23 protein-coding genes, 1 other RNA gene and 1 pseudogene are annotated in these 26883 nt (G+C 37.4%); 19 read left to right on the top strand and 6 right to left on the bottom strand.

Translation table 11 applies throughout. The annotated features are described in order from the left end of the window. Positions 1–135 precede the first annotated feature (135 nt). The 9 genes from UXI14_RS10695 (at position 136) to UXI14_RS10655 (ending at position 12155) form a co-directional block, all read left to right on the top strand. On the top strand, positions 136–897 hold the full coding sequence (locus UXI14_RS10695) for an AraC family transcriptional regulator (protein WP_335966131.1): 762 nt from the start codon (positions 136–138) through the stop codon (positions 895–897). A 158-nt stretch (positions 898–1055) separates the two neighbouring features. After that, the gene (lepB, locus tag UXI14_RS10690) at positions 1056–2561 is read left to right on the top strand and encodes a signal peptidase I (protein ID WP_335966130.1); all 1506 of its coding nucleotides are present in this window, start codon (positions 1056–1058) and stop codon (positions 2559–2561) included. Positions 2562–2660: 99 nt separating this feature from the next. Next, positions 2661–3128, top strand: coding sequence for a (2Fe-2S)-binding protein (locus tag UXI14_RS10685; protein WP_277899215.1), 468 nt, complete (start codon positions 2661–2663; stop codon positions 3126–3128). A 50-nt stretch (positions 3129–3178) separates the two neighbouring features. After that, on the top strand, positions 3179–5437 hold the full coding sequence (locus UXI14_RS10680; protein WP_335966129.1) for a molybdopterin cofactor-binding domain-containing protein: 2259 nt from the start codon (positions 3179–3181) through the stop codon (positions 5435–5437). Between the two features lie 474 nt (positions 5438–5911). After that, positions 5912–7990, top strand: coding sequence for a M1 family metallopeptidase (locus UXI14_RS10675; RefSeq protein ID WP_277899217.1), 2079 nt, complete (start codon positions 5912–5914; stop codon positions 7988–7990). Positions 7991–8040: 50 nt separating this feature from the next. Then, positions 8041–8946: a patatin-like phospholipase family protein gene (locus UXI14_RS10670; protein WP_335966128.1), complete on the top strand. Its 906-nt coding sequence runs from the start codon at positions 8041–8043 to the stop codon at positions 8944–8946. Positions 8947–9048: 102 nt separating this feature from the next. Next, positions 9049–9966, top strand: a complete 918-nt coding sequence (locus UXI14_RS10665) for a patatin-like phospholipase family protein (protein WP_277899219.1) — start codon at positions 9049–9051, stop codon at positions 9964–9966. 307 nt (positions 9967–10273) lie between these two features. Then, positions 10274–10897 carry an L-threonylcarbamoyladenylate synthase gene (locus UXI14_RS10660; protein WP_335966127.1) on the top strand — a complete coding sequence of 208 codons (624 nt, stop codon included), beginning with the start codon at positions 10274–10276 and terminating at the stop codon, positions 10895–10897. Position 10898: 1 nt separating this feature from the next. Beyond that, entirely contained in the window at positions 10899–12155 is a 1257-nt protein-coding gene (locus UXI14_RS10655) for a glycosyltransferase (protein ID WP_277899221.1), read from the top strand. Positions 12156–12161: 6 nt separating this feature from the next. Here UXI14_RS10655 and UXI14_RS10650 read toward each other — a convergent pair whose 3' ends face one another. Both UXI14_RS10650 and UXI14_RS10645 read right to left on the bottom strand, forming a co-directional pair. Continuing rightward, a complete protein-coding gene (locus UXI14_RS10650) occupies positions 12162–12551 on the bottom strand; it encodes an acyl-ACP thioesterase domain-containing protein (protein ID WP_335966126.1) in 390 nt (129 codons plus the stop codon). A 226-nt stretch (positions 12552–12777) separates the two neighbouring features. After that, positions 12778–13842, bottom strand: a complete 1065-nt coding sequence (locus UXI14_RS10645; protein ID WP_335966125.1) for a glutaminyl-peptide cyclotransferase — start codon at positions 13840–13842, stop codon at positions 12778–12780. A gap of 83 nt (positions 13843–13925) precedes the next feature. Between UXI14_RS10645 and ffs the strand changes: the two genes are divergently transcribed. Together ffs and fsa are read left to right on the top strand one after the other, a co-directional pair. After that, an RNA gene (gene ffs, locus UXI14_RS10640) (signal recognition particle sRNA small type) lies at positions 13926–14024 on the top strand. A gap of 173 nt (positions 14025–14197) precedes the next feature. Next, the gene (fsa, locus tag UXI14_RS10635) at positions 14198–14854 is read left to right on the top strand and encodes a fructose-6-phosphate aldolase (protein ID WP_277899223.1); all 657 of its coding nucleotides are present in this window, start codon (positions 14198–14200) and stop codon (positions 14852–14854) included. Positions 14855–14921: 67 nt separating this feature from the next. On the opposite strand, the gene UXI14_RS10630 is transcribed toward fsa, so the two are convergent. The 4 genes from UXI14_RS10630 to UXI14_RS10615 form a co-directional block, all read right to left on the bottom strand. Next, a complete protein-coding gene (locus UXI14_RS10630) occupies positions 14922–15323 on the bottom strand; it encodes a hypothetical protein (RefSeq protein WP_277899224.1) in 402 nt (133 codons plus the stop codon). Positions 15324–15410: 87 nt separating this feature from the next. Beyond that, a complete protein-coding gene (raiA, locus tag UXI14_RS10625) occupies positions 15411–15716 on the bottom strand; it encodes a ribosome-associated translation inhibitor RaiA (RefSeq protein WP_277899225.1) in 306 nt (101 codons plus the stop codon). A gap of 240 nt (positions 15717–15956) precedes the next feature. Further along, on the bottom strand, positions 15957–16757 hold the full coding sequence (locus UXI14_RS10620) for a hypothetical protein (protein ID WP_335966124.1): 801 nt from the start codon (positions 16755–16757) through the stop codon (positions 15957–15959). Positions 16758–16850: 93 nt separating this feature from the next. After that, positions 16851–17681 carry a UDP-2,3-diacylglucosamine diphosphatase gene (locus tag UXI14_RS10615; protein WP_335966123.1) on the bottom strand — a complete coding sequence of 277 codons (831 nt, stop codon included), beginning with the start codon at positions 17679–17681 and terminating at the stop codon, positions 16851–16853. 185 nt (positions 17682–17866) lie between these two features. On the opposite strand from UXI14_RS10615, the gene aroC reads away from it, so the two are divergent. The 8 genes and pseudogenes from aroC to UXI14_RS10575 all read left to right on the top strand — a co-directional run bounded on the left by aroC (position 17867) and on the right by UXI14_RS10575 (position 26803). Next, on the top strand, positions 17867–18931 hold the full coding sequence (gene aroC, locus UXI14_RS10610; RefSeq protein WP_335966121.1) for a chorismate synthase: 1065 nt from the start codon (positions 17867–17869) through the stop codon (positions 18929–18931). A 48-nt stretch (positions 18932–18979) separates the two neighbouring features. Further along, complete coding sequence (locus UXI14_RS10605) at positions 18980–20425, top strand: dicarboxylate/amino acid:cation symporter (RefSeq protein ID WP_335966119.1); 1446 nt, start codon at positions 18980–18982, stop codon at positions 20423–20425. Next, a complete protein-coding gene (locus tag UXI14_RS10600; RefSeq protein ID WP_335966118.1) occupies positions 20425–21585 on the top strand; it encodes a flavohemoglobin expression-modulating QEGLA motif protein in 1161 nt (386 codons plus the stop codon). The genes UXI14_RS10605 and UXI14_RS10600 overlap by 1 nt, the downstream gene beginning before the upstream one ends. A 241-nt stretch (positions 21586–21826) precedes the next feature. Then, positions 21827–22219 (top strand): hypothetical protein, encoded by a 393-nt coding sequence (locus tag UXI14_RS10595; protein ID WP_335966117.1) that lies wholly within the window; start codon positions 21827–21829, stop codon positions 22217–22219. Beyond that, positions 22212–22601: a response regulator gene (locus tag UXI14_RS10590; RefSeq protein WP_335966116.1), complete on the top strand. Its 390-nt coding sequence runs from the start codon at positions 22212–22214 to the stop codon at positions 22599–22601. The genes UXI14_RS10595 and UXI14_RS10590 overlap by 8 nt, the downstream gene beginning before the upstream one ends. A gap of 331 nt (positions 22602–22932) precedes the next feature. After that, positions 22933–24228 (top strand): carboxypeptidase-like regulatory domain-containing protein, encoded by a 1296-nt coding sequence (locus UXI14_RS10585; protein WP_335966115.1) that lies wholly within the window; start codon positions 22933–22935, stop codon positions 24226–24228. Between the two features lie 252 nt (positions 24229–24480). Then, complete coding sequence (locus UXI14_RS10580) at positions 24481–25143, top strand: hypothetical protein (protein ID WP_335966113.1); 663 nt, start codon at positions 24481–24483, stop codon at positions 25141–25143. 155 nt (positions 25144–25298) lie between these two features. After that, positions 25299–26803 (top strand): annotated as a pseudogene (locus tag UXI14_RS10575) (YifB family Mg chelatase-like AAA ATPase). Positions 26804–26883: the final 80 nt, after the last annotated feature.

The raw sequence follows: 26883 nt of genomic DNA, 5'->3' as shown, positions 1-26883 counted from the left end.
CGGATGGGAAAATCATTGTTTCATTATTACTATTTTATTGAAACAGCAATTCTCAATATTTTTTTAAGTATTTTTTTGGTAATTGGGCCATTGGTTTGGTTGTATTGCTTTCATCTTATAAAAAATAAAACTAAGTTGAATACGCTTTACACATACCTTCATTTTATTCCGTTCTTTCTTTCCGTTATACTCAGTGCTTATATTCCGGCTATTTATCAACCTTATTCATGGGTATTTTACTTTTTTATTTTTGCACATGGCCTCATGTACTCTTTGTATGCTCTGTATTGGGTTTTGAGGAGTCAGCGGTTTTATGAGAATGTTTCCAAAGGGAAAATAGTTAAAAATTGGCTTACAATATTTATTGCTTCCACGATTGTTATATATATCAATGCGGTATTAATTTATTTTAATATTGTTCCGTTTTACCCAAGTAGTTCGTTTGTTTTTTCTGTGGTTTTATTGATTTTAATTATTTGCGGCTTTTATAGCTTTGATGTTTTTTCTTCGGATATGGAAAAGTATAAAAATTCATCATTGAACAAGGATGCGGCTTTGGATTATTCAAATGAATTAAAACGTCTAATGAATGATGATAAACCATTTTTAAACCCGGAGCTTACCTTAACATCGCTTAGCAAAACCTTGGGGATAACATCTAAACAATTATCGCAAATAATAAATCAGGTTGAAGGCAAAAATTATTCGCAATACATTGCAGAACTTCGGGTTTATCAAGCTGTCGAACTACTTAAAACCAATAAATACAAGCACTATACTATGGCTGCAATTGCTTACGAATGCGGATTTAGCAGTATTTCATCATTTAATATTGCCTTTAAAAAAATTACCGGAAAGACCCCCGTTCAATATAAACAAACTGTTAAAGTTTATTAAAATATCCCATTTTGTTTTCCTAAATCATGATTTAAATAGATTTAACAGCATGATTAGATGATTTTCGTGAAAATTTCACGCGTATGTTTTTCATTTGGTTTATTTATTTTCTTTTTATTCAATTGGTACATTTTTTATCGACATGGAAATTATATAAAATGGCCGGAAGAAAAAGTTGGGAAGCCGCAATCCCTATATACAATGCCGTTATTTTAATGAAAATTATAAACCGGCCAACATGGTGGGTGATATTATTGTTTGTTCCCATTGTCAACTTAATCATGTTTCTGGTAATATGGGTTGAAACTATAAGGAGTTATGGTAAAAACACTCTATTGGATACATTTTTGGTTGTATGTAGTTTAGGATTGTATGTTGCATATCTAAACTATTTTTCAATGGATTTATCATATATAAACAAAAGGTCATTGAAACCTAAAACATCCATCGGTGAATGGATAAGTTCTATGTTATTTGCCATTGTAGTTGCAACAATAGTGCATACATATCTTGTTCAACCGTATGTAATACCTTCATCTTCACTTGAAAAAACGTTACTTGTTGGAGATTTTTTATTTGTAAGTAAAATTAATTACGGAGCAAGGATTCCATTAACAACAATTGCTTTCCCGATGGTTCACGATACCATTCCAGTTATTAATTGCAAGTCGTATTTATTTAACGATGCTATTTCTAAAAAGGAAACATCATGGTTTAATAAGTTTCAGCTCCCGTATTTGAGGTTGCCTGGTTTTCAACGAATAAAACGAAACGACCTTGTAGTGTTCAACCAACCTGCTGATACGCTTTTGGATATGAGCAACTTTCATCCAAACAGAAATTATTACAAGCCAATAGACAAAAAAACAAATTTAATTAAACGTTGTGTCGGTTTACCTGGAGATACATTGTCCATTATCAATGGATATGTTTTTATAAATAATAAAAAATCAATACTGCCAAAAAATGCAAGGCTACAATTTGCATATTTTGTAGAAACCAAAGGAGGTAAGCTTACTCCAAAATATATGTACGAACGTTTTGGGGTTACCGACTGGTTTGGAGAAATTAAGCCCAGCTTATATTATTTTAAGTCATTAACCAACAAAGCCGTCAAAAAGCTATTGAAAAACCCAAATGTTGTTGCCGCCAACAGAGACATGGTACAAATGGAAACCATTGTCCAAAAAGTTTTTCCATATTCGGGAGCATATAAAAATACTGTAAATCAATTTGAAGCAGTTTATATTCCAAAAGCAGGAAGAACCATTCAATTAAATAAAGGAATATTGCCGTTGTATAAAAGGGTAATTGAAGAATATGAACATAATGAATTAAAACTAAAAGGGAATCAAATATTTATCAATGGAAAAGAAGCAAAAACATATACCTTTAAACAGGATTATTACTGGATGATGGGCGATAATAGGGATAATTCTATTGATTCCCGCTTTTGGGGTTTTGTTCCTTTTGACCATATTATTGGAAAACCTGTTCTTATTTGGTTCAGCTGGAATAAAAATGAAAAAGGGATTATAAAAAAAATACGTTGGAAGCGATTGTTGACTTCAGTTGAGGGTTCGTCAAAATCGTACTTTATATATTTTGCAATATTAACCCTTGCATACTTGGGCTATACAGCTTTTAGAAGAAATAGAAAGTAACATTATAATGTTAATATTTCCCTAAAATCTAAGTTAATGTTTGTTTTTTGCAAGTAATCCTATGACAATATTTATTAACTTAATCAAAAAATAAAGAATATGGCCGACTTTAAACTTAACATTAACGGAGAATCACGACAAGTAAGTATAGACCCTAATACCCCTATGCTATGGGTATTGCGCGATCACCTTCAATTAGTGGGCACCAAATTTGGTTGTGGCATTGCTCAATGCGGTGCATGTACCATCCATATTGAAGATGTAGCGGTACGCTCATGCCAATTGCCTGTTTCGGCGGTTGGCGAACAAAAAATCACCACCATTGAAGGCTTATCAAAAGAAGGAGAGCATCCGGTGCAACAGGCATGGTTGGAGCAGGACGTACCACAATGCGGGTATTGCCAGGCCGGACAAATTATGTCGGCTACAGCCTTGCTTAAAGCTAACCCAAGCCCAACCGATGAAGAGATTGATCAAGCCATGAACGGCAATATATGCCGATGTGGTACTTATACACGCATCAAGAAAGCAATTAAATCGGCTGCAACCACAGCACAGAATAGTTAGTTATTCAATTTTGCTAATCACATTTATCACTAATCACTAAAAATAATATCGTGGCACTTATAAAAACATCATATGGAAGAAGATCGTTCTTGAAAACTTCGGCTATGGCCGGTGGCGGACTCGTAGTTGGGTTTAGTTGGCTTGCATCGTGCAATCCTTCGCCTAAGGAAGTAGCAGAAATGCCCAAAGAATGGTTTGAAATTAACGGATATCTTAAAATAGGCGATAATGGCATGGCAACTATTATGTCGCCGAACCCCGAAATAGGTCAGAATGTAAAAACATCCATGCCTATGATCGTGGCCGAAGAGCTGGACATAGACTGGAACAACGTACTTGTTGAGCAGGCTCCGCTTAATACTGCTATTTTTATACGGCAACTGGCTGGAGGAAGTCAATCCATCCGTCAAGGATGGGACGGTTTACGTATGGCCGGGGCAACTGCAAGGCATATGTTAAAACAGGCCGCGGCAAAACAATGGGAAGTGCCCGTAGAAGACGTAACTACAGAAGCAGGCGTAATTCACCATAAAAGCAGCAACCGTTCGGTAGGTTATGGCGAAGTAGCTTCATTGGCGGCAACTTTGACCGCCCCCGAGGAGGTTGAATTAAAAAGCTTGGACGAGTTTAAAATTATTGGTACGGCAACCAGAAACGTAGACGGAAAGAAAATCGTAACCGGAAAACCTTTGTTCGGGATCGATCAATATGAAGAAGGAATGCTTACTGCTATGATTGTGCATCCGCCAGCGTTTGGACTTACCTTAAAGTCTTTTGATGATGCCGAAGCACGTAAAATGCCGGGAATTAAAGATGTTTTCAGTATAAAAACTTATGAGAAAGGAAAAGCCAAAAGCATGTTTGATGCCGATGCTTTTCCCGAGCTGATCGTGGTTGTGGGTAATTCTACATGGGAAGTAATGAACGCAAAGAAGACCATAAAAGCCGAATGGCAACCTTTTGAGGGTTATGAGGAGGAGTTTGCCAATTTTTCGGGCGATGGCTCTTTCTCTGTAAAAGTTCCCGGTGGGATGGAAAATACCAATAGCCACAAAGAAAAAATGGAAGCATTATCGGCTAAATTGGCCAAAGAGGCCCGAAAAGATGGCGATCCGGCTTCAGCATTTAAAAAAGCCGCTAAAATAGTAGAACGTAGCTATACAGCTCCTTTTTTGGCGCACAATACCATGGAGCCCATGAACTTTTTTGCCAATGTAACGGCAGATAAGGCTATTTTAAGCGGCCCCATTCAAACGCCGGAATTTATGGAGAAATCGGTTTCGTCTCGAATCGGACTTCCTTTAGACAAAATTGAAATACAAATGACACGCCAAGGTGGAGGTTTTGGGCGTAGGCTATACGGCCATTTTGTAGTGGAAGCCGCTGTAATTTCACAAAAAATGAAAGCTCCCGTTAAATTGGTCTATACCCGTGAAGACGATATGAGTTTTGGTAATTACCGGCCTGCATATCACGCCAGATATAGGGCTGCACTTGACGAGGATAATAACTTAATTGGTTTCCATGTAAGGGCAGGAGGCATCCCCGAAAGTCCGCTGTTTGCCAATAGGTTCCCGGCGGGGGCGGTCGAAAATTACTTGGCCGAATCGTGGGACGTACCATCCAATATTTCGGTAGGTGCATTTCGCGCACCACGCTCCAATTTTATTGCCGGAGCGGAACAGTCCTTTCTAGACGAAGTTGCCGAAGCTGCCGGAAAGGATCCTATTGAATTTAGGATTGAACTTTTTGAAAAAGCTAAAAATAATCCCGTTGGCGAAAACAACGATTATGATGCCGAACGTTATGCGGGAGTACTAAAATTGGCCCGTGAAAAATCTGGATGGAACGGAAATACAACCGGAAATGTATACCGGGGCGTTTCTGCTTATTATTGCCATAATTCGTATGTGGCCAATATTTTGGACATGGAAATGAAAGAAGATAAACCAGTGGTTAAAAAAGTATTTTGTGCCGTGGACTGTGGCTTGGTGGTAAACCCGATTGCCGCCACCAATATGGTGGAAGGCGGCACCGTTGACGGTATTGGGCACGCCATGTACAGTGGGTTGACTTTTAAAGACGGTAAACCCGAACAGGTAAATTTTGACCGCTACCGGTTAATACGCCACAGCGAAGCCCCAAAAGATATTGAAGTGCATTTTGTTAAAAATAACGAGCACCCAACGGGATTGGGCGAACCACCTTTTCCTCCAATCATGGGGGCCTTGGCCAATGCGTTATATAAAGCAACCGGACAACGGCATTACGACCAACCGTTTATAACCAAGCGTCCGGTCGTGAGCTAATACTAGTGATATTGAAAAGATAAAAGAGTCGAAATATTCAAAAAATATTTCGACTCTTTTTTTAGGGGCTAGATTAACGTGGTTTCTTGATTGATTTTTTTATACTGAAATGAAATTATTCACGTTTATATAAAGACATGATCAATCCATTGATTATGATTTTAAATTAGTTGATAGACACTTGCTAACTGTTATTAGTGAACAATCAAGTCCACTGGCAACAAATAGCACCATAACTCCATAGCAAAACCATCAATAGAAAAAGAGACCCTTCTTCGTTTATCTACTTGTTAACTCATTAACTTATAGATATTATGCGACTTCTCCTTCGTCGAAGTGACTAAAACCAGAAACCAAAAATATTAAATCTTGAACCATGTACTTAAAAAACTTTCCCTTGTTAGCTTATTTCCTCATTACATTATGGGCTAGTTTTTAATAAAATGTTACTTTGGCAGTATAATTAAACAATCCATGAAGTTATACATAAGTGCAATATTTTTAGTTGCTTCCTTCTTTGGCCTTGCCCAGCAGACTGCCTATATTGATGTTAAAAAAGCAGATATTGACATAAAAATAATTCCAGAAAAAGAGCAGGTTTCCGGAAATGTTGTTTATTCGTTTGAAATTATAAAGGCTATAGATTCAATGATAATCGATGCCAAACAAATGCAGGTTTCCGAAGTTTTTTTAAATGATAAACCAGTCGACTTCACCTACAATAAAACACAGATTATACTAAATCATTCATTTAATAAAAAAGATTTAAATACGTTTAAAATCAAATATTTATGTAATCCTAAAAAGGCAATGTATTTTATTTCTTCTGAAGAAAACGGCATTGATCAGGTTTGGACGCAGGGGCAGGGCAAGTACACATCTAATTGGTTGCCCAGCTTTGACGATATGAATGAAAAAATTGAATTCGACATGTCCATTTCTGTTCCCCAATCATACGGGGTTGTTGCCAACGGAAAATTAAAGACCAAAAAGAGCAGGGGCAATTTAACCACTTGGGAGTTTGACATGAAAAACCCAATGAGCAGTTATCTATTGGCCTTGGTAATTGGCAATTATAAAATAAAAGAAGACAGCGCTGCAAGCGGAATCCCGCTGGAAATGTATTACAATCCGCACGATAAAGATTTGGTAGCACCTACTTACAGGTATTCCAAAAAAATATTTGACTATCTGGAAACCGAGATTGGGGTTTCCTTTCCATGGCAAAATTACAAGCAGGTTCCGGTAAAAGACTTTTTGTATGCGGGGATGGAAAACACATCGCTAACAATTTTTTCGAATAGTTATATGGTCGATTCCATAGGTTATACCGACAAAAATTATATCAACGTAAATGCTCATGAACTGGCGCATCAATGGTTTGGCGATTTGGTGACAGAAGAAAACAGCACCCACCACTGGCTACAGGAAGGATTTGCCACTTACTTTGCTTTGTTGGCCGAAAGGGAAATTTTTGGTGATGATTATTTTTATGTACAATTGTTTCATACGGCCAAGCAACTGGAAGAACTTTCCAATAATGGAGGAGAAAGTTTGTTGGATCCGCATGCAAGCAGTCTTACCTTTTATCAGCGGGGCGCATGGGCTATTTTTGCGTTGAGGAATTTAATAGGGGACAGGGCTTTTAAAAAATCGATAAAAAAATACCTAAACGATTATGCCTTTAAAAATGCAAATACAAACGATTTTATCAATATTGCCTCCGCTAAAAGTCAGACCAAATTGGAAGACTTCGTACAAACGTGGTTTGTGGATAAAAAATTTCCAATAGCCGAAGCCCAGAACCTATTAAAAGAAAATACCTTAGCCAAAGAATTGCTGCGGGTCGATAAAATGGATAAAACCGGACTGCTAAGTTATGCCGAACAGCATCCCGAAATTTATATTGATACTACACAAACAGAAATTGTTGGGTTACTGCTAAAAAAATTAAAATCCTATTCCGTTACCGAAACCCAAACAGCCTACAAAAAGGCAATCAATTCCAACAATATTAAAAACAGGCAAGCCGTGGCCATGTATCTGGACACGGTGCCAACGGCGCTCCAAAAATCTTTCGAAAGCCTTCTTAAGGACAAGAGTTATGTTACTATAGAAAATGCATTGATGAAACTCTGGGTCAACTTTCCACAAAATAGGAACCAATATTTAAATACCACGGAAGGAATTGTAGGCTTTAAGGACAAAAATATAGAAACACTTTGGCTTACATTGGCCTTAATTACACCAGCCTACAAAACGGATACAAAAATGCAATATTACCAACGGTTAGTATCGTATACATCGCCTTATCAACATTTTGAGGTTAGGCAGCACGCATTTGAATATTTGTTCCAAATACAGGCTTTTAACGAAGAATCACTAAAAAATTTAATTCAGGCTTGTAAGCACCCGGTTTGGCAATTTTCTAAATTTTCTAAAGGTCTGCTCACGGAATTATTAAAAAACGAAGATTATAGAATGGTGTTGAAAAATATAATGCCACAACTGGATAAAACTTCCCAAAGTTTTTTAAGTAATCAATTAAAATAATATTTTTAGCTGATGGAAATTAAAAGAGGGCCAAACAAAACACAACCTAAATGAAAGCATTGGTAATATCGGGAGGTGGAAGTAAGGGCGCTTTTGCCGGTGGCGTAGCACAATACCTTATTGAAGAATTAAAAAGGGATTACGATATATTTTTAGGCACTTCAACCGGAAGCCTTTTGGTAAACCATTTGGCACTGAACAAAGTAGAAAAAATAAAAGAAGTATATACCTCGGTAAACAATCAAAGTATTTTCAATATTTGTCCGTTTCATATCAAAGAAAAATACGGCGTCCAGCAAATAAGTATCAACCATTTTAATGTTGTCAGGAATTTTTTAAGGGGAAGCAAAACTTTTGGCGAAAGTGAAAACTTAAAACAACTTATAAGAAATACCCTTACCGAAGAAGAATTTTTGGAGCTTAAGCACGGCGAAAAAGAAGTTATAGTAACCGTATCCAACCTCTCCTTAAATCAAGTGGAATATAAATCGGTAAACGATTTTGAGTATGATGAATTTTGCGACTGGGTATGGATTTCCAGTAATTACACGCCGTTTATGAGCCTTGTAAGAAAGTATGGTTGTGAATATGCCGATGGTGGCCTTGGAACCATGGTCCCGATCGAGGAGGCCATCAAGCGGGGCGCCACCGAAATAGACGCCATTATTTTGCAAACCGAAGTAACACAGCTAAACCGGTTGCCGTCCAGAAACCCTTTTTCGCTTTTAACGACCATGTTTAGTTTTATGTTAGACAGAATTGAATATCAAAACATAAGAATTGGTAAATTTGTGGCCACAAATAGCAATGCAATTATAAATTTTTATTATACACCTACAATCCTAACAACCAATTCTTTAATCTTTAACAAGGGAAAAATGACAAAATGGTGGCAAAGTGGTTATGATTTTGCTAAATTTAAAAACCAAGAAACGAGCCAGCTTGAAATTGAATAGCTTTTTTGAAAGTTTAAAAATGAGTTTAGAAAAAAGAAATACGGCCGAAAATAAAACCTAAGTCGAAAATTTTAGCAGAAAACAACAAACAACAAAAAGCATATGCGCGCATTAGTAATTAGTGGTGGTGGAAGCAAGGGAGCCTTTGCAGGCGGAGTTGCTCAATATTTAATTGAAAACGAAGGAAGGGATTACGACATTTATTTGGGGACCTCTACGGGAAGCCTTTTAATTCCGCATTTGGCAAATAGAAACATTCAAAAAATATACGAGGTCTATACAACCGTAAATCAGCGTAAAATATTCAGTAACAATCCATTTGTAACAAGAAAAAAAGGAGATAAGGAATATGTGGCCATTAATTACCTAAATGTAATGTGGCAACTTATAAAACGCAAAAGGACCTTTGGTGAAAGTAAAAACTTAAGAAAACAGATAAACAAAAATTTTTCAGAAGAAGAATTTCAACTTCTAAAAGAAAAAGGAAAAGACGTTGTTGTTACGGTAAGTAACCTATCCATGAACAGGGTAGAGTATAAGTCTATTACGGACCATAGTTATGAAGATTTTTGCGATTGGATCTGGATGTCGTGCAATTATGTGCCTTTTATGTCGCTGGCAAAGAAAAACGGCTTCGAGTATGCCGACGGCGGTCTAGGTTGTGTAATTCCAATTCGTGAGGCCATTAAAATGGGAGCTACCGAGGTGGATGCCATTATTTTGGAAACGGAAAATATGGAACATAAAAAAGTGTTGGGCAAAAACCCTTTTTCATTGATGGTAAACCTTTATAGTTTTGTTTTGGACCAATTGGAGTCGCATGATATTATTGAAGGAAAATTGGCGGCCATCAACAAAGATGTAAAATTGAATACCTATTTTACACCAACCAGGCTTACCGAAAATTCGCTTTACTTCAACAATAAATTAATGACAGAATGGTGGGAACAAGGAAAAGTGTATGCCCACGAGCGTGTAAAGGCCCAAAAAGATGTTAAAAAAGTAAACATGGCCGGTTGATGATTGTTTTGATGAAAGCGGTAAGATTTATTATTAAGGGAAAAGGGATTAGCGATAAGGGATTTAGTTATATTGTTAACAGTTAATTGGGTAATATCATAACAGCATAACAACGTAGCATCATAGTATGAGATTTTTCAATAGGTTGAAGTGAATTGGCTTCGTATAGCAGTTAGAAAAAGTTAATAGTTACCGCCAAACAAAGAGAATTGTTAACAGTTAATTGTTGTCACTGGTAATATCATAGCAATGTAACAACATAACAACATAGAATCGTAACAGCATAACAATAAAAAAAAGTAACAAAATGGCTGAATTAATCCGTATTTATGAAGAAAATCCCAACCCCAAGGAAATAAAAAGGGTTGTTGATGTATTGCGGAATGGCGGGCTGGTTATTTATCCAACAGATACGGTTTACGGTCTGGGTTGCGATATAACCAATTCCAAAGCCTTGCAACGCATTGCGCGTATTAAAGGTGTAAAGTTGGAAAAGGCCAACCTTTCATTTATTTGTGCCGATTTGAGCAACTTGTCCGATTATGTACGCCAGATAGACACGCCGACTTTTAAAATCCTCAAACGGACATTGCCGGGGCCTTATACGTTTATTTTGCCAGGAAACAACAATCTCCCAAAGGATTTTAAAAAAAAGAAAACCGTCGGGATACGGGTGCCAGACAATGCCATTGCCAAGACTTTGGTGGAGCAATTGGGAAACCCCATCGTTTCGACTTCCATACGCGATGATGACGAATTGATAGAATATACCACAGACCCCGAGTTGATTCATGAAAAATGGGACAATCTTGTAGATATTGTTATTGACGGAGGTTATGGAGATAATGTGGCATCGACCGTAATCGACCTTTCGGGCGCAGAACCTGTAATTCTCCGTGAGGGTAAAGGAGATATAGACGAATTTTTATAAAGTGGGGCTAGTAAATAAAAAAGTACTTTTTATAGGCTATGTCTGGCCCGAACCTACATCGTCGGCGGCGGGTAGCAGAATACTTCAGTTGATACGATTTTTTATGGATGCCAATTGCCAAATAACTTTTGCGTCTCCTGCCAAACATGGCGAACATATGCACGATTTGACTTCCGAAGGGGTTCAGCAAAAAAAAATCGAACTCAACAGTGCTTCTTTTGATGAATTTATTATTGAACTGCAACCGGACGTGGTTGTTTTTGATAGGTACATGATGGAAGAACAATTTGGGTGGAGAATTGCCGAACATTGCCCCAATGCCTTGAGAATATTAGACACCGAGGACCTACATTTTTTGAGGGATGCGCGTAGGCTGGCCTTAAAAGACGAAAATAACGCAGGAGATTTAAAATTGCTTGAAAACAATCTTGCCAAAAGGGAAATTGCAAGTATTTACCGCTGCGATATATCGCTGATTATTTCTGAAGCGGAACATGCATTGTTGACAGGACTTTTTAAAATTGATAAGAAATTATTGTGCCATCTACCTTTTTTGCTGGATGAAAATTTAAATGAGTTGCAAAAAAAATGGCTGGCGTGGGAAGAAAAACAGGATTTTATTTTTATTGGTAATTTTATCCATGCTCCAAACTGGGATGCCGTTTTGGCCTTAAAGGAAACTGTTTGGCCACATATAAAAAGGAAATTACCCGATGCTAAATTGCACATTTTTGGTGCTTATGCAGGCGATAAAGTACATAACCTAAACAATAAAAAAGACGGTTTTTTGGTTCATGGCTGGGCAAAAAATGCCAAGAAGGAGTTTCAAAAGGCCAAGGTTTGCCTGGCACCTTTAAGATTTGGTGCGGGGTTAAAAGGCAAGCTTGTTGAAGCTATGTTGTATGGCACCCCAAGTGTTACTACTACAATTGGTGCTGAAGGTATAAACGGTAACTTTCCATGGAATGGTGCCGTTTTTGATAATCCAGAGGCTTTTGTGCAAGCGGCGGTAGATTTGTATCAAAATAAGAATAACAGTTGGGAAGAAGCCCGGAAAAATGGCGCAACTATTTTAAAACACCGTTTTGACGGACAAAAGCACAAGGAACTGCTAAAGACTTCAATTACAGGAATACTTCAAAATTTGACCGGCCACCGAACGCAAAATTTTACGGGCGCCATGCTCATGCAACAAACCGTGCAGGCTAGCAAATATATGTCCAAATGGATAATGGAGAAGAACAAGAAAAACCAATAGTTAAGTTTAGGTAAACATATTCTTTAATTGATCTGTAAGCCTAATGGGCCGTTTGCTGTTTTTGTCTATCAAACACCAGTCTGTTTTGGAACGCAATAATAATTTTTCGGTTTTATTGTTGTAGATTTCCACAATACGGGTAGAGGTAACCCCTTTGGCCTTTTCGATATATGTTTTAAGCAATATTTCATCGTTTAAAAATGCCTGTCCCTTGTATTCAATATAATGCGTAAGGACCATCCAAATATAGGCGTCGAGCATTTCCTTGGAGGCTTCTTTCAACCAATGATTTTTTGCAATGTCTTGAATCCATTGCACATACCGCACGTTGTTAACATGTTTTAAATCGTCTAGGTCTTCTTCCTGTACATGGATTATTTCTGTATATTCTTTCAATTATGTTGGTTTGTGTTTCCGTATTCTTTTTTCAGTTCTTTCCAGAATTCATTTTTATTTTCTTCTAAATATTTCAATTTATTTTCCCAATCATTACGATTGTTGTTTGATATTTTCTTTCTTGTAAATAACCAAGATACTAAAATTACAAAGACAATAATTATGGGAATAATTATTGTATAAATAATAATATTTAATACTGGGCAAATTATTTAGATGTTAAAAATCATTTCTCTTTGATAATTACTTCAAAGAGTTTATCCCAATTTTTTCCGGTAACAAAGAAGGTCTTTGTTTTTGGGTTGTATGCAATTCCATTTAAAACGTCCAAATAGGGGTGCTGCTTTACCTTTTCTTTTAATCCCCTAAAATCTATAACCCCGATAATTGCGCCCGTTTTTGGGTCGATAATCATGGCGCTGTCTTTTTGGTATACGTTGGCGTAGATTTTGCCGTCTACATATTCCAGTTCGTTGGCCCTGTTAAAAACAGAGGTATTGGTAACGGTTTCTATAAAATCTTCTTCGGCCAGCGTTTCGGGGTTCAGGATCCATATTTTATCGCTTCCGTCGCTTTTGTATATTTTTTTCCCGTCGTTTGTGTGTGTAAGTCCCCAGCCTTCTTTGCTTTTGTTGTACTTAAAGGTGCTCAATTTTTCAAAAGTGTGTAGGTCGTATACAAACCCGGTGCCTTCTTGCCAGGTAAGCATGTATATTTTGTTGTTGATAATTGTTATCCCTTCACCAAAATACATATTATCCAAGTCGATTTTTTTAAGGATTTCCCCGCTTTTATAATCTACCTTTCTCAAAGAGGATTGCCCATTTCTACCCGGGTTCCCAGTGCTTTCGTATAAGGTATCGTTATAGAACTCCAGTCCTTGTGTGTAGGCTTTCATGTCGTGGGGATATGTATTAATTACTTCATATGTATACACTTTTGGGGCTTTATCGGAAAGGATTGTAATGTCTTCCGAAATTTTTACCGATTCACCTTCAAAAAAAACAGTGGCTTCCAAATTTTGTATGCCGTATTTATCGGTATTTATGGTATACGCGTTGTTGTTAAGCTTAATGGGGTTACCGTGCAAAGTATAGGTAACCGAATCTATTTCCTTATTTTTCCGGTTCTTGAGGCTCACATTTATAGTGCTTCCCTGCTGGATTTTACCGGTATTGGAATCTATTTTAAGAGAAAAAAGATTTTTTCCGGAAGAATTGGCGCCATTGCATCCGCCAACGGACACCGCTAAAAAACTGACGATTAAAAACTTATAGAAATACATGGCCATGTTTTATTTTTTAAGCAATTTATTTAATAAAATTAAGATAGTAAAATTATTGTGCTAACATAAAAAGTTTGTAAATTTGCACCCGGCAAGTCCTACACGACCAGCTCCTATAGAATCCCCCAGGGCGGGAACGCAGCAAGGGTATATGGTTGTAGCGGTGCGATGTAGGTAGCTTGCCTTTTTTTATGCCTTCAATTTAACTGCTTTCTCTTAGAATTTTCTTAAAATACCCAACTAAGTGTTATTAAATTATAACTTTATAAATGTTATTTGTTTTTTAGTATAAAAAGACAAAATAGAGCAGTATCTTTACTGTATTAATAAAATTGTAAAATCAAGAACAGTATTTTAGGTTATGAAATTTTTTATAGACACGGCAAATTTAGATCAAATTGCTGAAGCAGAAGCCTTAGGGGTTTTAGATGGTGTAACTACCAACCCTTCATTAATGGCAAAAGAAGGAATTACGGGACGAGACAATATCTTAAAGCATTACGTTGACATATGTAACTTAGTGGAAGGCGATGTTTCTGCCGAAGTTATCGCAACCGATTTTGACAGCATTATAAAGGAAGGCGAAGAACTGGCAGACTTGCACGAGCAGATTATTGTTAAAGTTCCCATGATTAAAGATGGGGTAAAGGCAATTAAGTATTTTTCTGATAAAGGCATTAAAACAAACTGTACGTTGGTTTTTTCTCCCGGGCAGGCCTTGTTGGCCGCAAAAGCTGGGGCAACCTATGTTTCTCCTTTTATTGGAAGGCTGGACGATATCTCTACCGATGGCTTGGCATTGATTGCCGACATCCGGTTGATTTACGATAATTATGGTTTTGAAACAGAAATCTTGGCCGCATCCGTGCGCCATACCATGCACGTAATAGATTGTGCCAAACTTGGTGCCGATGTTATGACCGGTCCACTTTCTGCAATTACGGGATTGTTAAAACACCCATTGACCGATATAGGCTTGGAAAAATTCCTTGCAGATTATAAAAAAGGAAACCAATAAGAAAAGCCTCCTTTTTAAAATAATATCAAGGCCTAAAAATGGTATGCCGCTTTTAGGCCTTTGTTTTTTAAGGAATGTCAATTCCCGAGGAATCCGGTTTTACCAATTTTAGCACATCCGAAAAAGAATGCGCCACAATGGCTTCGTTTCCACGTATTGCAATGGGGTAAACAAATGCTTCCGGATGTTTGTTAAGTACTTTAAGGGCATCGTTTTCATCCAGTTCCACGTTGGTACCATAAGTATTCGTAAATGCAGGATGGTCGGTGGCAATGAGCTCAGGCAACGTTTTGCCCACCCGCTCTGCTATTTCTGCCCATTCCGTATCGGCTATTTTGGTCTTGTTGATATCTATGGCCAATATTTTGGCCCCTGCCGAAGCTGCATAAGCCTGACATTCGCGCCCAAGTTTCGTACTTGAATCGAATATAAACTTTATCTGATTTTCATTGGTTGCTATTATTCCCATTTTTTCCACGACTAATTATTTTAAAAAATTCACTTTAAATTTTATTGTGTAGCAGTTTTAGGGAAAATTGATATTATTTTAAATAGGCTATTTCCTGGCCTTCATTTTTTCTTTTCTCTTTTTTAGTTGTTTATCCAGGTCTTCGGTGGCCTCGGCAATGGACATCTCAAACTTTTCATGGGATGCTTCTGCAAAAAGGCGTGGCCCCGGGACGCTAACCCTGATTTTACAAATTTTACCCGTATTTTTGGAAGATGTGTTTTCTGTTTTAAAAAACACGTCGGCCCTTACAATAAAATCGTATTTATCAACCAGCTTATTTACTCTTTTTCGGGTCAGTTCTTCCAAACGGCTGCTGGCAGCAACATTGTCGTATTCAAAATTTATCTGCATAGTTCGTTAGTTTTACTCACCAAGTGAGATTTGATATTTTTCCGGCATCAATGTCGAAATATTTTTATTTTTAAAAATGAATCCCGGGATTCCCGAGGTAATTAATCTAAAAATACTAAATTTTATAATGTAGATAAATACAAAAAATGTCTTTTAATAAGATTTTGTGAAGAAAGAAGTCAATATTACCAAAATATTATAAGAATATATGGGCACTTTCAATTTTATGATGAATAATCTTTAATTCAAAATAGAAAAATCTTCAATACTTTGGGTAATAACCTCTGAATATTCTGTAGGAAAAGGAAGTTTGCCCTCCAGTTGATCGAGATTGGAAAGTTGATAAGCTATGGCAGCTTCATTATAAATAAGTCCGATTCCAGGTGCAAAATATTGGGTGGAAATAATGGCATCTTGATCCTTGATTACGGGAATTGTTAGTTCGTACCCATCTACATCTGTAGTTAAAATCCCTTTTATGTTAACCGTTAAGGAGGTTTTTATAACGTTGTTGTAAGTCTCATCAAATAAGGTATAATCGTTTAAAACAGCTTCTGTTTTGGTAGAAACGGTATATTCTATATGAAGAATGTATTTGTTGTATTCGTAGGTACTAATGCCCGAATTTGTATAAAGTTCACCGCCCAAGGGGCTTTTTATGTCCAAAAGCACCAAATTATGCACTGGAATTTCCAGACCGGGGATAAGCTGGCTAATGTTTCCGTCTAAAAAGAGTTTGTTTTTTGATTTTACCACAAGCGAACTGGAAATCAAATTTGTAAAAAAGCCCTTTTTTTGGGTATTGCCTTTGGCTTGGTAATATATTTCCCCTTCAATTAAGGAGTCTTTTTCCACCCAGACACTATCTTTTGCCGAAGTTTCTGCTTCGATATTGTAGGTCCAATGGTTGTTTTTTTCCAAAGGAAAATAGTTTTCGCTTCCTATTTCGGCCAACAATTCTTCTGAAATGGATTCGCTACTGGAGCAAGAACAATAGAAAACTATAAAAAACAGTGTTGCAATGGGGTAGATACGGCGCATGAAATAATGTTAATCCCTTATAAAATTTATATTTGTTTTTTAACGGGTTTCCCCATGGTAGGTTTTGGTTTTTCCAAATATAAAAAATTAATTCTATTTTTTGCCCGTAATGGTTATTGCGGCCAACAATTCTTTGTAGTTCATGCTTTTAATATCTTCGTCGGAATAAAAAGGGCTTAGTTTATCTTCATTGAAATGGTAAAGCTCCCAACGTTTGTCGTGATATTCCAGGGCGGTTAGGTTTTCTATCCAGTCTCCAGAGTTTAAATATAGGCAAGTACCGTTTTTGTTGACCTTCCGGAGCATTTGTGGTTGGTGTATATGGCCACAAACCACATATTTGTACCCATTTTCAATGGCGAGGTCGGCTGCTACCTTTTCAAAATCGGCTATATATTTAAGGGCTTTTTTTACACTGCTCTTTATTTTTTTTGATAATGAATATTTTTCCCGGCCCATTTTTACCAAAAACCAATTGATAAACCTGTTTATCAAAATTAAAAAATCATATCCCCATCCGCCCAATTTTGCTATCCATTTAGTGTGCTGGATGGAGGCATCAAAAACGTCGCCGTGGAAAATCCATGCTTTTTTTCCGTCCAAATTCATTGTCAATTTATCCAATATATGGATGTTCCCCATGGTTACGTCACTAAATTTACGGAGCATCTCGTCGTGGTTTCCGGTAATGTAATATACTTCGGTCCCTTTGGTAGAAAGGTCTATAATTTTTTTTATTACTTGAAGATGGTTTTTTGGAAAATACCTTTTCCTAAACTGCCATATGTCTATAATATCGCCATTTAGGATCAATTTTTCCGGAGAAATGCTATTTAAATAAGAGAGTAATTCTCCTGCATGGCAACCAAAAGTGCCAAGGTGCACATCTGAAATTACGACGACTTCTAATTTTCTTTTTCTCAATCGTATTAATTTGGTACTACGAAATAAAGAAACACATGGCGGTATTGTATTTCCTGAAAATTAAATATTTATGATAGGATTGTTAAGAATAGTTATATTTTCATGTTAAATATTAATTTATGATTACGCATATTTAATTTTTGTTTCTCTTTTTTAAAATTTACATTTGTCAAAATCAAAATTTTATGGCAGGAAATTCCTTTGGAAACCTCTTTAAGTTAAGCACTTTTGGTGAGTCTCACGGCGAGGCTTTAGGAGGAATTATAGATGGGTGCCCGGCGGGCATTGAGTTGGATCTTAGTAAAATTCAATTAGACCTCGATAGGCGAAAGCCTGGGCAATCGGCCATTGTAACCCAACGTAAAGAACCGGATGAAGTTCGTTTTCTTTCCGGAGTGTTTGAAGGAAAGACCACCGGCACGCCCATTGGCTTTGTTATAGAAAACACCAATCAGAAATCGCACGATTATTCTCATATAAAAGATAGCTACAGGCCTTCTCATGCCGATTATGTTTATGATAAAAAATACGGTTTTAGGGATTATCGCGGCGGCGGAAGAAGCTCGGCAAGGGAAACAGCCAGCAGGGTAGTGGCAGGTGCCATTGCCAAGCAAATGTTAAAAGGCATTAAAATTAATGCTTTTGTGTCTTCCGTAGGAAGCATACAACTTGAAAAAGACTACACCGAGCTGGATCTTGCCAATGCAGAAACCAATATAGTGCGCTGCCCCGATACGGCATTGGCCTCAAAAATGGAAGATTACATCAAGCAAATCCGCAAAGAAGGCGATACTGTTGGAGGCGTTGTAACCTGCGTTATCCAAAATGTTCCTATTGGGCTTGGAGAGCCTGTTTTTGATAAGCTCCATGCAGAATTGGGCAAGGCCATGCTTTCCATTAATGCTGTTAAAGGATTTGAATACGGAAGTGGTTTTGGCGGCTCCAGCATGAAAGGGAGCCAGCATAACGACCTCTACAATGAGGACGGTACAACCAAAACAAATTATTCGGGAGGAATACAAGGCGGTATTAGCAACGGGATGGATATTTACTTCCGGGTTGCCTTTAAACCAGTTGCTACCATCATGCAAACGCAAAAAACAATAAACAAAGAAGGAGAAGAAGTGGAAATGCAAGGGAAAGGCCGTCACGACCCATGTGTGGTGCCACGTGCAGTCCCTATTGTAGAAGCTATGGCAGCCTTGGTTTTGGCAGATTATACTTTAATAAATAATAGTATATTACGCTAAATTATAAAAGCTTAAACTAAACATCTTTGCTAACTTAAAACAATTCATGTGAAAAAACTAGCACTACACTGGCAGATTATTATAGGTTTGATACTTGGTATTATTTGGGCAATTTTTTCCAGTAAAATGGGATTGAGCCAATTTACCATTGATTGGATAGCTCCTTTCGGCACCATTTTTATCAACTTATTAAAGCTTATAGCTGTACCATTGGTGCTTTTTTCCATAATAAATGGTGTTGCCAATATTGGGGATCCGTCAAGTTTGGGTAGAATGGGCGGCAAAACGCTTTTGGCATACCTTATTACCACAATACTTGCGGTTTCGTTGGGATTGGTCTTGGTAAACCTTATAAAGCCAGGAAAACTTATTGATGAAGAAAGCAGGATAGATAACAGGATAAGCTATGAGTTGTGGGCCGCTTCTGAAAACCTAGAAATTAAAGACGGAATTAATTATTTGCACGACCCGGCTTTTCTTGAGCGTGCGCAACATATTTCTGACCTCTCCAAAGATGAGCTAAAAGAGGCCGCTACCAGCGAAGTAGGTGAAAAAATGAGCGAGGCCAACAAGACCAAAGATGCTGGCCCCTTAAAACCATTGGTTGATATTGTTCCAGATAATATCTTTTTGTCTTTGGCCGATAACGGCTTAATGTTGCAGGTAATATTCTTTGCCCTTTTCTTCGGTATTAGTTTACTTTTTATTCCAAATGATAAATCCAAACCGGTACTTGCTTTTGTAGACGGTGTCATGGAAGTATTCCTTAAAATGGTAGCTTTAATCATGAAAGCCGCTCCTTTCTTTGTATTTGCACTTCTTGCAGGCGTAGTAAGCAAAATGGCCGGTGACGATATAGGCAAGGTTCTGGAAATTTTTAAAGGTTTAAGCTGGTACTCGCTAACCGTAATTTTGGGCTTGACCATAATGATTTTTGTAATATACCCGGGAATCTTCAAGATTTTTGTTCGGGTCGTATCATACTTTGGCTTTTTTAAAGCAATGAGCCCGGCACAAACCTTGGCATTCTCTACGTCGAGCAGTGCGGCCACGCTTCCGGTAACAATGGAATGTGTGGAAGATAACTTGGGGGTGAACAAAAAGATTACAAGCTTTGTACTGCCCATTGGGGCAACGGTCAATATGGACGGAACGTGTTTGTATCAGGCGGTTGCCGTTGTTTTCTTGGCTCAGTTGCACATGATCGACTTAACCATTGGTCAGCAGTTAACCATTGTACTTACGGCTACTTTGGCCTCTATTGGGTCTGCGGCAGTACCAAGTGCAGGATTGGTAATGCTCATTATCGTGCTTCAATCGGTTGGGCTTAACCCAGCCTGGATCGGTATTATACTTCCTGTAGATAGAATCTTGGACATGATGCGTACCGTTGTAAACGTAACAGGAGACGCAACCGTTTGTTCTTTAATTGCCAAAAGCGAAGGCATGCTGGATTACGACCCAAATAAAACCGAGCTTAAAAGTGAAGTGTAATGATTGCCGACGACCTTATAAGGGAGCATATAGACCTTATTGAAATAGATAAGAACCTGGACAGGCTTATCAAGCGCATTGAATTGCTTAGTTATTTAAACCCTTTGAATGCCGAAAAGGAAAAACACCGCTTTTTCTCGTCAAAATATACCGAAGAACCTGTTTTTAAATATCCTAAGCAGAACTTTAACGCCTATAAGTTGCAACGGGCCTTGTTTTCTAACAGGCTTGAAAAAATACCGGACAACGATATACGGTCGCTTTACCAGAGCGTTATTTATTATTATGCCAATATGGTGCAATGTGCCGAGGCAATAGGGGAGCAAAAGAAATTTTTTTACAATAGCTTGCGCCTGTACGGTACCCCAAAAGAAAAAGATGTTGCCAATGCCAACTTTATCCTTCATTTAAAAGATCAGCTTGCATCTTCGGATTCAGAAAAAAGATATACGGCCCTCGATGCTAAGGCTTATTTTGAAGATTTTGTAAAACGTTATGATTTTCCTTTAAACATAAAATTGTCTACAAGCATTGCTGCCGATGCCATGGTTTCCAACAGTACCCAGACCCTTGCCATTAAAAAGAACGCCCGTTTTAGCGACAATCAACTAAAAACCTTGGCAAACCATGAAATAGGGGTGCATATGGTAACTACTTTTAACGGACTTAACCAACCGTTGAAGATTTTTTCAAATGGTTTTCCAAAAAACGTGGAAACACAAGAAGGGTTGGCCGTATTTAGCGAATACATGAGCGGCGCCTTGACCCTGGACCGATTAAAAATATTGGCATACCGTGTAATAGCGGCCGATAGCCTAATAAAAGGATATTCGTTTGCCGATACCTTCGACCTTTTGCACAACCAATATAAATTGGATAGGGACAAGGCCTTTATTATAACCTTAAGGATACACCGCGGAGGCGGTTTTACCAAAGATTTTTTATACCTCACCGGACTAAAAAAAATATACGAGTATTATAAAAAAGGGCAACCGCTTACACCATTACTCACCGGAAAGGTATCGCTGGACAGGGTAGACTCTATTCTAAAACTGCAAGAATACGGCCTGGCTTCTAAGTCGGTACATATAACCGATTCGTATTCAGGCAATAAAAACACCAATGCAACCATTGATTTTATCCTTCAAAATTTAAGATAATCTGCTGGTTTCGTAATTGACTTTTTTCACATACAAAAAATTGCACTACACAACAAAAAATTTTATTTCCTTTCGATTAGAAATATGTTTGTTACTGTTAAACGTAAATTATAAGGATTTGGGGTCTTTTTAATTTATGTTTAGTTGGCCAAATCAAACTATTTAAACAACGTATACCAACCAGCTTATATGGTTATGAAAATAGACACCAAAGCTAAGTTGAACAGTATAATTGTATGTAATGATTAATAATACCATACTAGGAGTGAATAGAGAAAAAAGATTAAAAAGAGCCGATATTACCAAACTGGTAAACGATTGCCTTGGCGACAAGGAATACATAAGCGAAATTGTTTTGTTGCTGAATGAGAACATTGAAGAATTTTACGATGCTACCGCTATATATCTCAAGGCCAAAGACCGCTTTTCTATTTCCAGGGCGGCTCATAAAATAAAAAACGGACTGGAAATGATACAAGCGTATTCTTTGTTGGACTACATAGACGTTATACAAACCGAATGCCAGCACTTGGATACTTTTAAGAACATTGAAAAACTCATTGCCGACTTTAAAAAAGAATATACCCACGTTTTAAGTGAAGTTAAACAGCAAATAGAACTTTTGGATGAATAAAAAAAGCATTTTATTGGTTGAAGACGATAGAATGGTAGCTTCTTTGCTGTCTTTCAGGTTGAAAAAACATGGTTACCATGTTGTTACCCAGTTAAATGAAGCAATGTTGTTTAATACTTTAAAATTCAATAAACCCGATATTGTTGTGTTTGGATTGTCGTCCAGCAGTTATGCAGGGCTTAATTTTGTTGAGCGGATTGAAAAGGAATTACAACTTAATATTCCCACAATTATTGCAGTTTCAAAAGAGCAGCAAAAAAAAGCAATTGCTTCGTTACAATTAAATGTTGACGGAATTATTGAAAAGCCCGTGGTTTTTGAAGACTTAATGAAATTAATTTCAAGTATTTTATATCAAAACATCGATAAATCATTATCGTAATTTTGCATTAAATACACATTTAAAAAACGTACACATACAAAAAAAGGGGTTTTACAACAAAAAATTTTAATTGTTATAAATCTCATGTACTTTTAGTCTGAATTTAAAATATGCTTATTGCCCCATAACATATTTTATATTCAAATCAACAGAAAAGACTTGCTTCAAGTCTTACCTGAATCCTACTTAAATCTCCCGGATGTTCATCGTGGGAGATTTTTTTTGAATCAAATTTACCTTCTGTCATAGAACGTTAAAAAACGATATATATTTTATAATTATTTCAAAAAATATTGTATCTTTTAATGGTTTAATTAAAAATTTCAGGCATATGGTGAGCATTCTTTTAAAAAAGCCTGTTTTATATGTGCAATTCTTTATTTTAATGGCTTGTTTTACAACCAATGCTATTAACATCCCCCTTGTTTTAGCACAAGACACTTTAAAATATAAAGAATACAAAGGAACTGTTATAGATAGCAAGACAAACGATAAATTAGTTTTTGCAACCTTGGCCGTAGAAAATACAAACATAAGCTCAATAACCAATTCAGAAGGGGAATTTGTGCTAAAAGTGCACGATTCCATACGTTCAAACAACGTAATTGTATCTTTTTTAGGATATCAGCAAAAAATAGTGCCGTTAACCAACTTAAAAAAAGAAGACAATGAAATTGCATTGAGCCCTGTATCCATAGAATTGCCTCAAATAGATTTGAGCGCTCCAAAAGATGCATTGAGCCTGGTTTTGGCCATGCTTAAAAAAAACGGGGAAAATTACTTGACCCAGCCCGTTAAAATGACCGCCTTTTACAGGGAAACCATTAAAAAGAGGCGACGGGACGCATCGCTTTCAGAAGCGGTGGCTTATATTTATAAACAGCCTAATTCATCAGCAAAAAAAGATATCATCGATCTGTACAAATCCAGAAAAAGTACAAACTATTCGCGTTTGGATACCGTGGCATTAAAACTGCAAGGAGGGCCTTTTACACCGCTTTTTGTGGATATTATGAAATATCCCGAATATATATTTACAAAAGAATTGATTACTTATTACGATTTTAGTTTTGACGCCTCCACCAACATAAACGACAAGCCGGTCTATGTAGTTAGTTTTAAGCAAAAAGAAAGTGTTATTGAGCCATTATTTTATGGCAAACTGTATATCGATGCCGAAACAAAAGCACTGGCAAGCGCTGTTTTTAACTTAAATGTTGAAGACAAAGAAAAGGCCAGCGACCTACTGGTAAGGAGAAAACCGAACGATATAGACGTATACCCTACAGAAGCTTCATATAGGGTAGATTACCGGATTAAAAGCGGAAAATGGTATTATGGTTATGGCAATGTACAACTGGCCTTTGTTGTAGACCGGAAGGGTAAATTATTTAACTCAAAGTATTACGTAAGCAGTGAAATGGCAATTACCGACTGGCATGAAAACGGAACTGGAAGAGACATAAAATCAAAAGAAAGGTTGAGGCCGTCGATTATTATAGCAGATGAAGCCTCTGGGTTTTCAGACCCCGAATTCTGGGGGACATACAATGTAATAGAACCCGAAAAATCCATAGAATCTGCAATAAGTAAAATTCAACGGCAACTTGAAAGGGATAAAGGGTAATTCTTAATTAACCAACCCGGAAAGCCAATTTTTAGCATTCAAACCGCTTCAAAAATTGGCTTTTTCTTTTTTTGGTGAATAAAAAAACAGGTTAAATTTCTTTTTATCTGATGCGGCATGTAAGGAAATTAAATTCAAATTAACATAATTTAAAGCTTTGGCATAGATTTGGTTATTATTTTTACATGATTTAAAAAAGTCAAGAAGAATTCTATATCTATATTTATTGCGAATATGAATTTTAATGAAAAAATGAAGGTTTTATTCACATTGAGCGTATTATTGATAGGACTAAATACATATGCACAGGGAGATTTGCCAAATACGCCAATTCCATTAAAAGGTTTAGGTGCAACAGAACAACCAAACAACGAAGCCCCCGAAGAAAAGCCACTTGACATTAAGGCAGTTCCCGACATCAATGTTCCCGAGGCACCAAAGGAAAAAACCGCTGTAGACATTGCCAATAAAGAGGTAAATTTAATGGATAGCAACGAAGCTTTTTTGGATGCCGGTGACCGCTTTGACAAAAAGCTGAACCGCGAATACAATAGAAAAGACGGAGAAAAATTGGGAGCGACCACAACGCAATATTTTGGAGATTTCAAAACCAATTCCAAAACCGTAAAGATATTGTGCAGGGACCATGGAAATATAGACGGAGATAGAGTAAGCATCATTATAAATGATAAAGTAGTGGTTCCAAATGTATTTCTGGAAGGCAGCTTTAAAGGGTTTTATTTCGATTTGCAGCCCGGCTTCAACAAAATCGAGTTTAGGGCTTTAAACGAAGGTGCTTATTCCCCAAATACCGCACAATTTGCTGTTTTTGACGATAAGGGGGGAGAAATTTCTGCAAACGAGTGGAACTTAAACACAAACGTAAAAGCTTCGTTGCTCATCATCAAGGAATAATTTTCTGGAAATAGATACCGTTTTATTCTTCTAAAAAATTAAACTCACTTCAACTTCTTTGATTAATAGGATACACGGTCTTTTTATAGATATAACGAACCTAATTCTTTATTATAGCATATTTTTTAATATATTTAGATTATAAATATAATTTTATGATACGAAAAGTATTTGGAAGTGCCGTTTTTGGAATTGAAGCTACAACCATTACCGTTGAAGTCAACATAGGGCAGGGCATAGGCTACCATTTGGTAGGATTGCCAAACAACGCCATTAAAGAAAGTAATTATAGAATAGCTTCTGCGTTATAGTATCACGGATATAAAATCCCCGGAAAAAAAATTACCATAAACATGGCACCAGCCGATATGCACAAGGAAGGCTCGGCTTACGACCTTACTTTGGCCATAGGCATTCTGGCAGCTTCTGAACAGATTAAAGCCGATAATCTTGACGACTATATTATTATGGGCGAATTGTCGTTGGATGGAACCCTACAGCCCATAAAAGGTGCGCTTCCTATTGCAATAAAGGCCAAGGGCGAAGGGTTTAAAAAATTTATCCTGCCCAATGAAAATGCCAAGGAAGCGGCCATAGTTGAAGGAGTTGATATATATGGGGTGACAGACATTCTTGAAGTCATCGAGCATTTTGACAAAGAGGTTGTTTTAACGCCCACAAAAGTTAACATTCAAGAAGAATTCTATAAAACGCTTAATTTTCCCGAATATGATTTTGCTGATGTAAAAGGACAGGAAAGTATTAAAAGAAGCATGGAAATTGCCGCCGCTGGAGGGCATAACATCATACTTATTGGTCCGCCAGGCGCCGGAAAGACAATGTTGGCCAAGCGGTTGTCTTCTATTTTACCACCAATGACACTAAACGAGGCACTGGAAACAACAAAAATACATTCTGTTACAGGAAGGACGGTAGAAAAAGGCATCATGAACCAGCGTCCATTTAGGAGCCCACACCATACAATTTCGGATGTTGCCTTGGTTGGCGGCGGCGCTTATCCGTAGCCGGGAGAAATTTCCATGGCACATAATGGCGTGCTTTTTCTGGACGAGTTGTCCGAGTTTAAAAGGAGCGTACTGGAAGTTATGCGGCAGCCCTTGGAAGACCGGGAAGTTACCATTTCCAGGGCAAAATTTACAGTTACGTATCCTTCCAGTTTTATGTTGGTGGCCAGCATGAACCCAAGTCCCGGCGGATATTTCAACGATCCCGATGCCCCCGTAACTTCGTCCCCGGCCGAAATGCAACGGTATTTAAGCAAAATATCGGGGCCGCTTTTAGATAGGATAGACATTCATATTGAAGTAACCCCGGTCCCGTTTGAAAAATTGATATTAGAAAAAGGGTTACCGCCGCTAGAGTGCTACAGACAGAACGCTTTGATGAATTTCCCAACATTCATTACAATGCCCAAATGGGGACAAAACAAATTAGAAAATTTTGCGTGCTGGACGATGAGTCCAAAACATTGCTGAAAAAAGCCATGGAACGCCTAAACCTTTCGGCAAGGGCTTACGACCGCATACTTAAAGTTTCCCGCACCATTGCCAATCTGGAAAACGAAACCCAAATAATGCCAGTTCATATCAGTGAGGCCATTCAATACAGAAGCTTGGATAGGGATGGTTGGTTAGGGTAAAGCTACAAATACACTAAACATAGCTCCTATATATTAATAATCCTAAATTTATTTAGCCAAAGCAAAAACTTATGTTATAT

This window comes from Galbibacter sp. PAP.153, assembly GCF_037029175.1.
Classification (GTDB): Bacteria; Bacteroidota; Bacteroidia; order Flavobacteriales; family Flavobacteriaceae; genus Galbibacter; species Galbibacter pacificus.
This window is presented reverse-complemented; position numbering and strand designations above follow the sequence as displayed.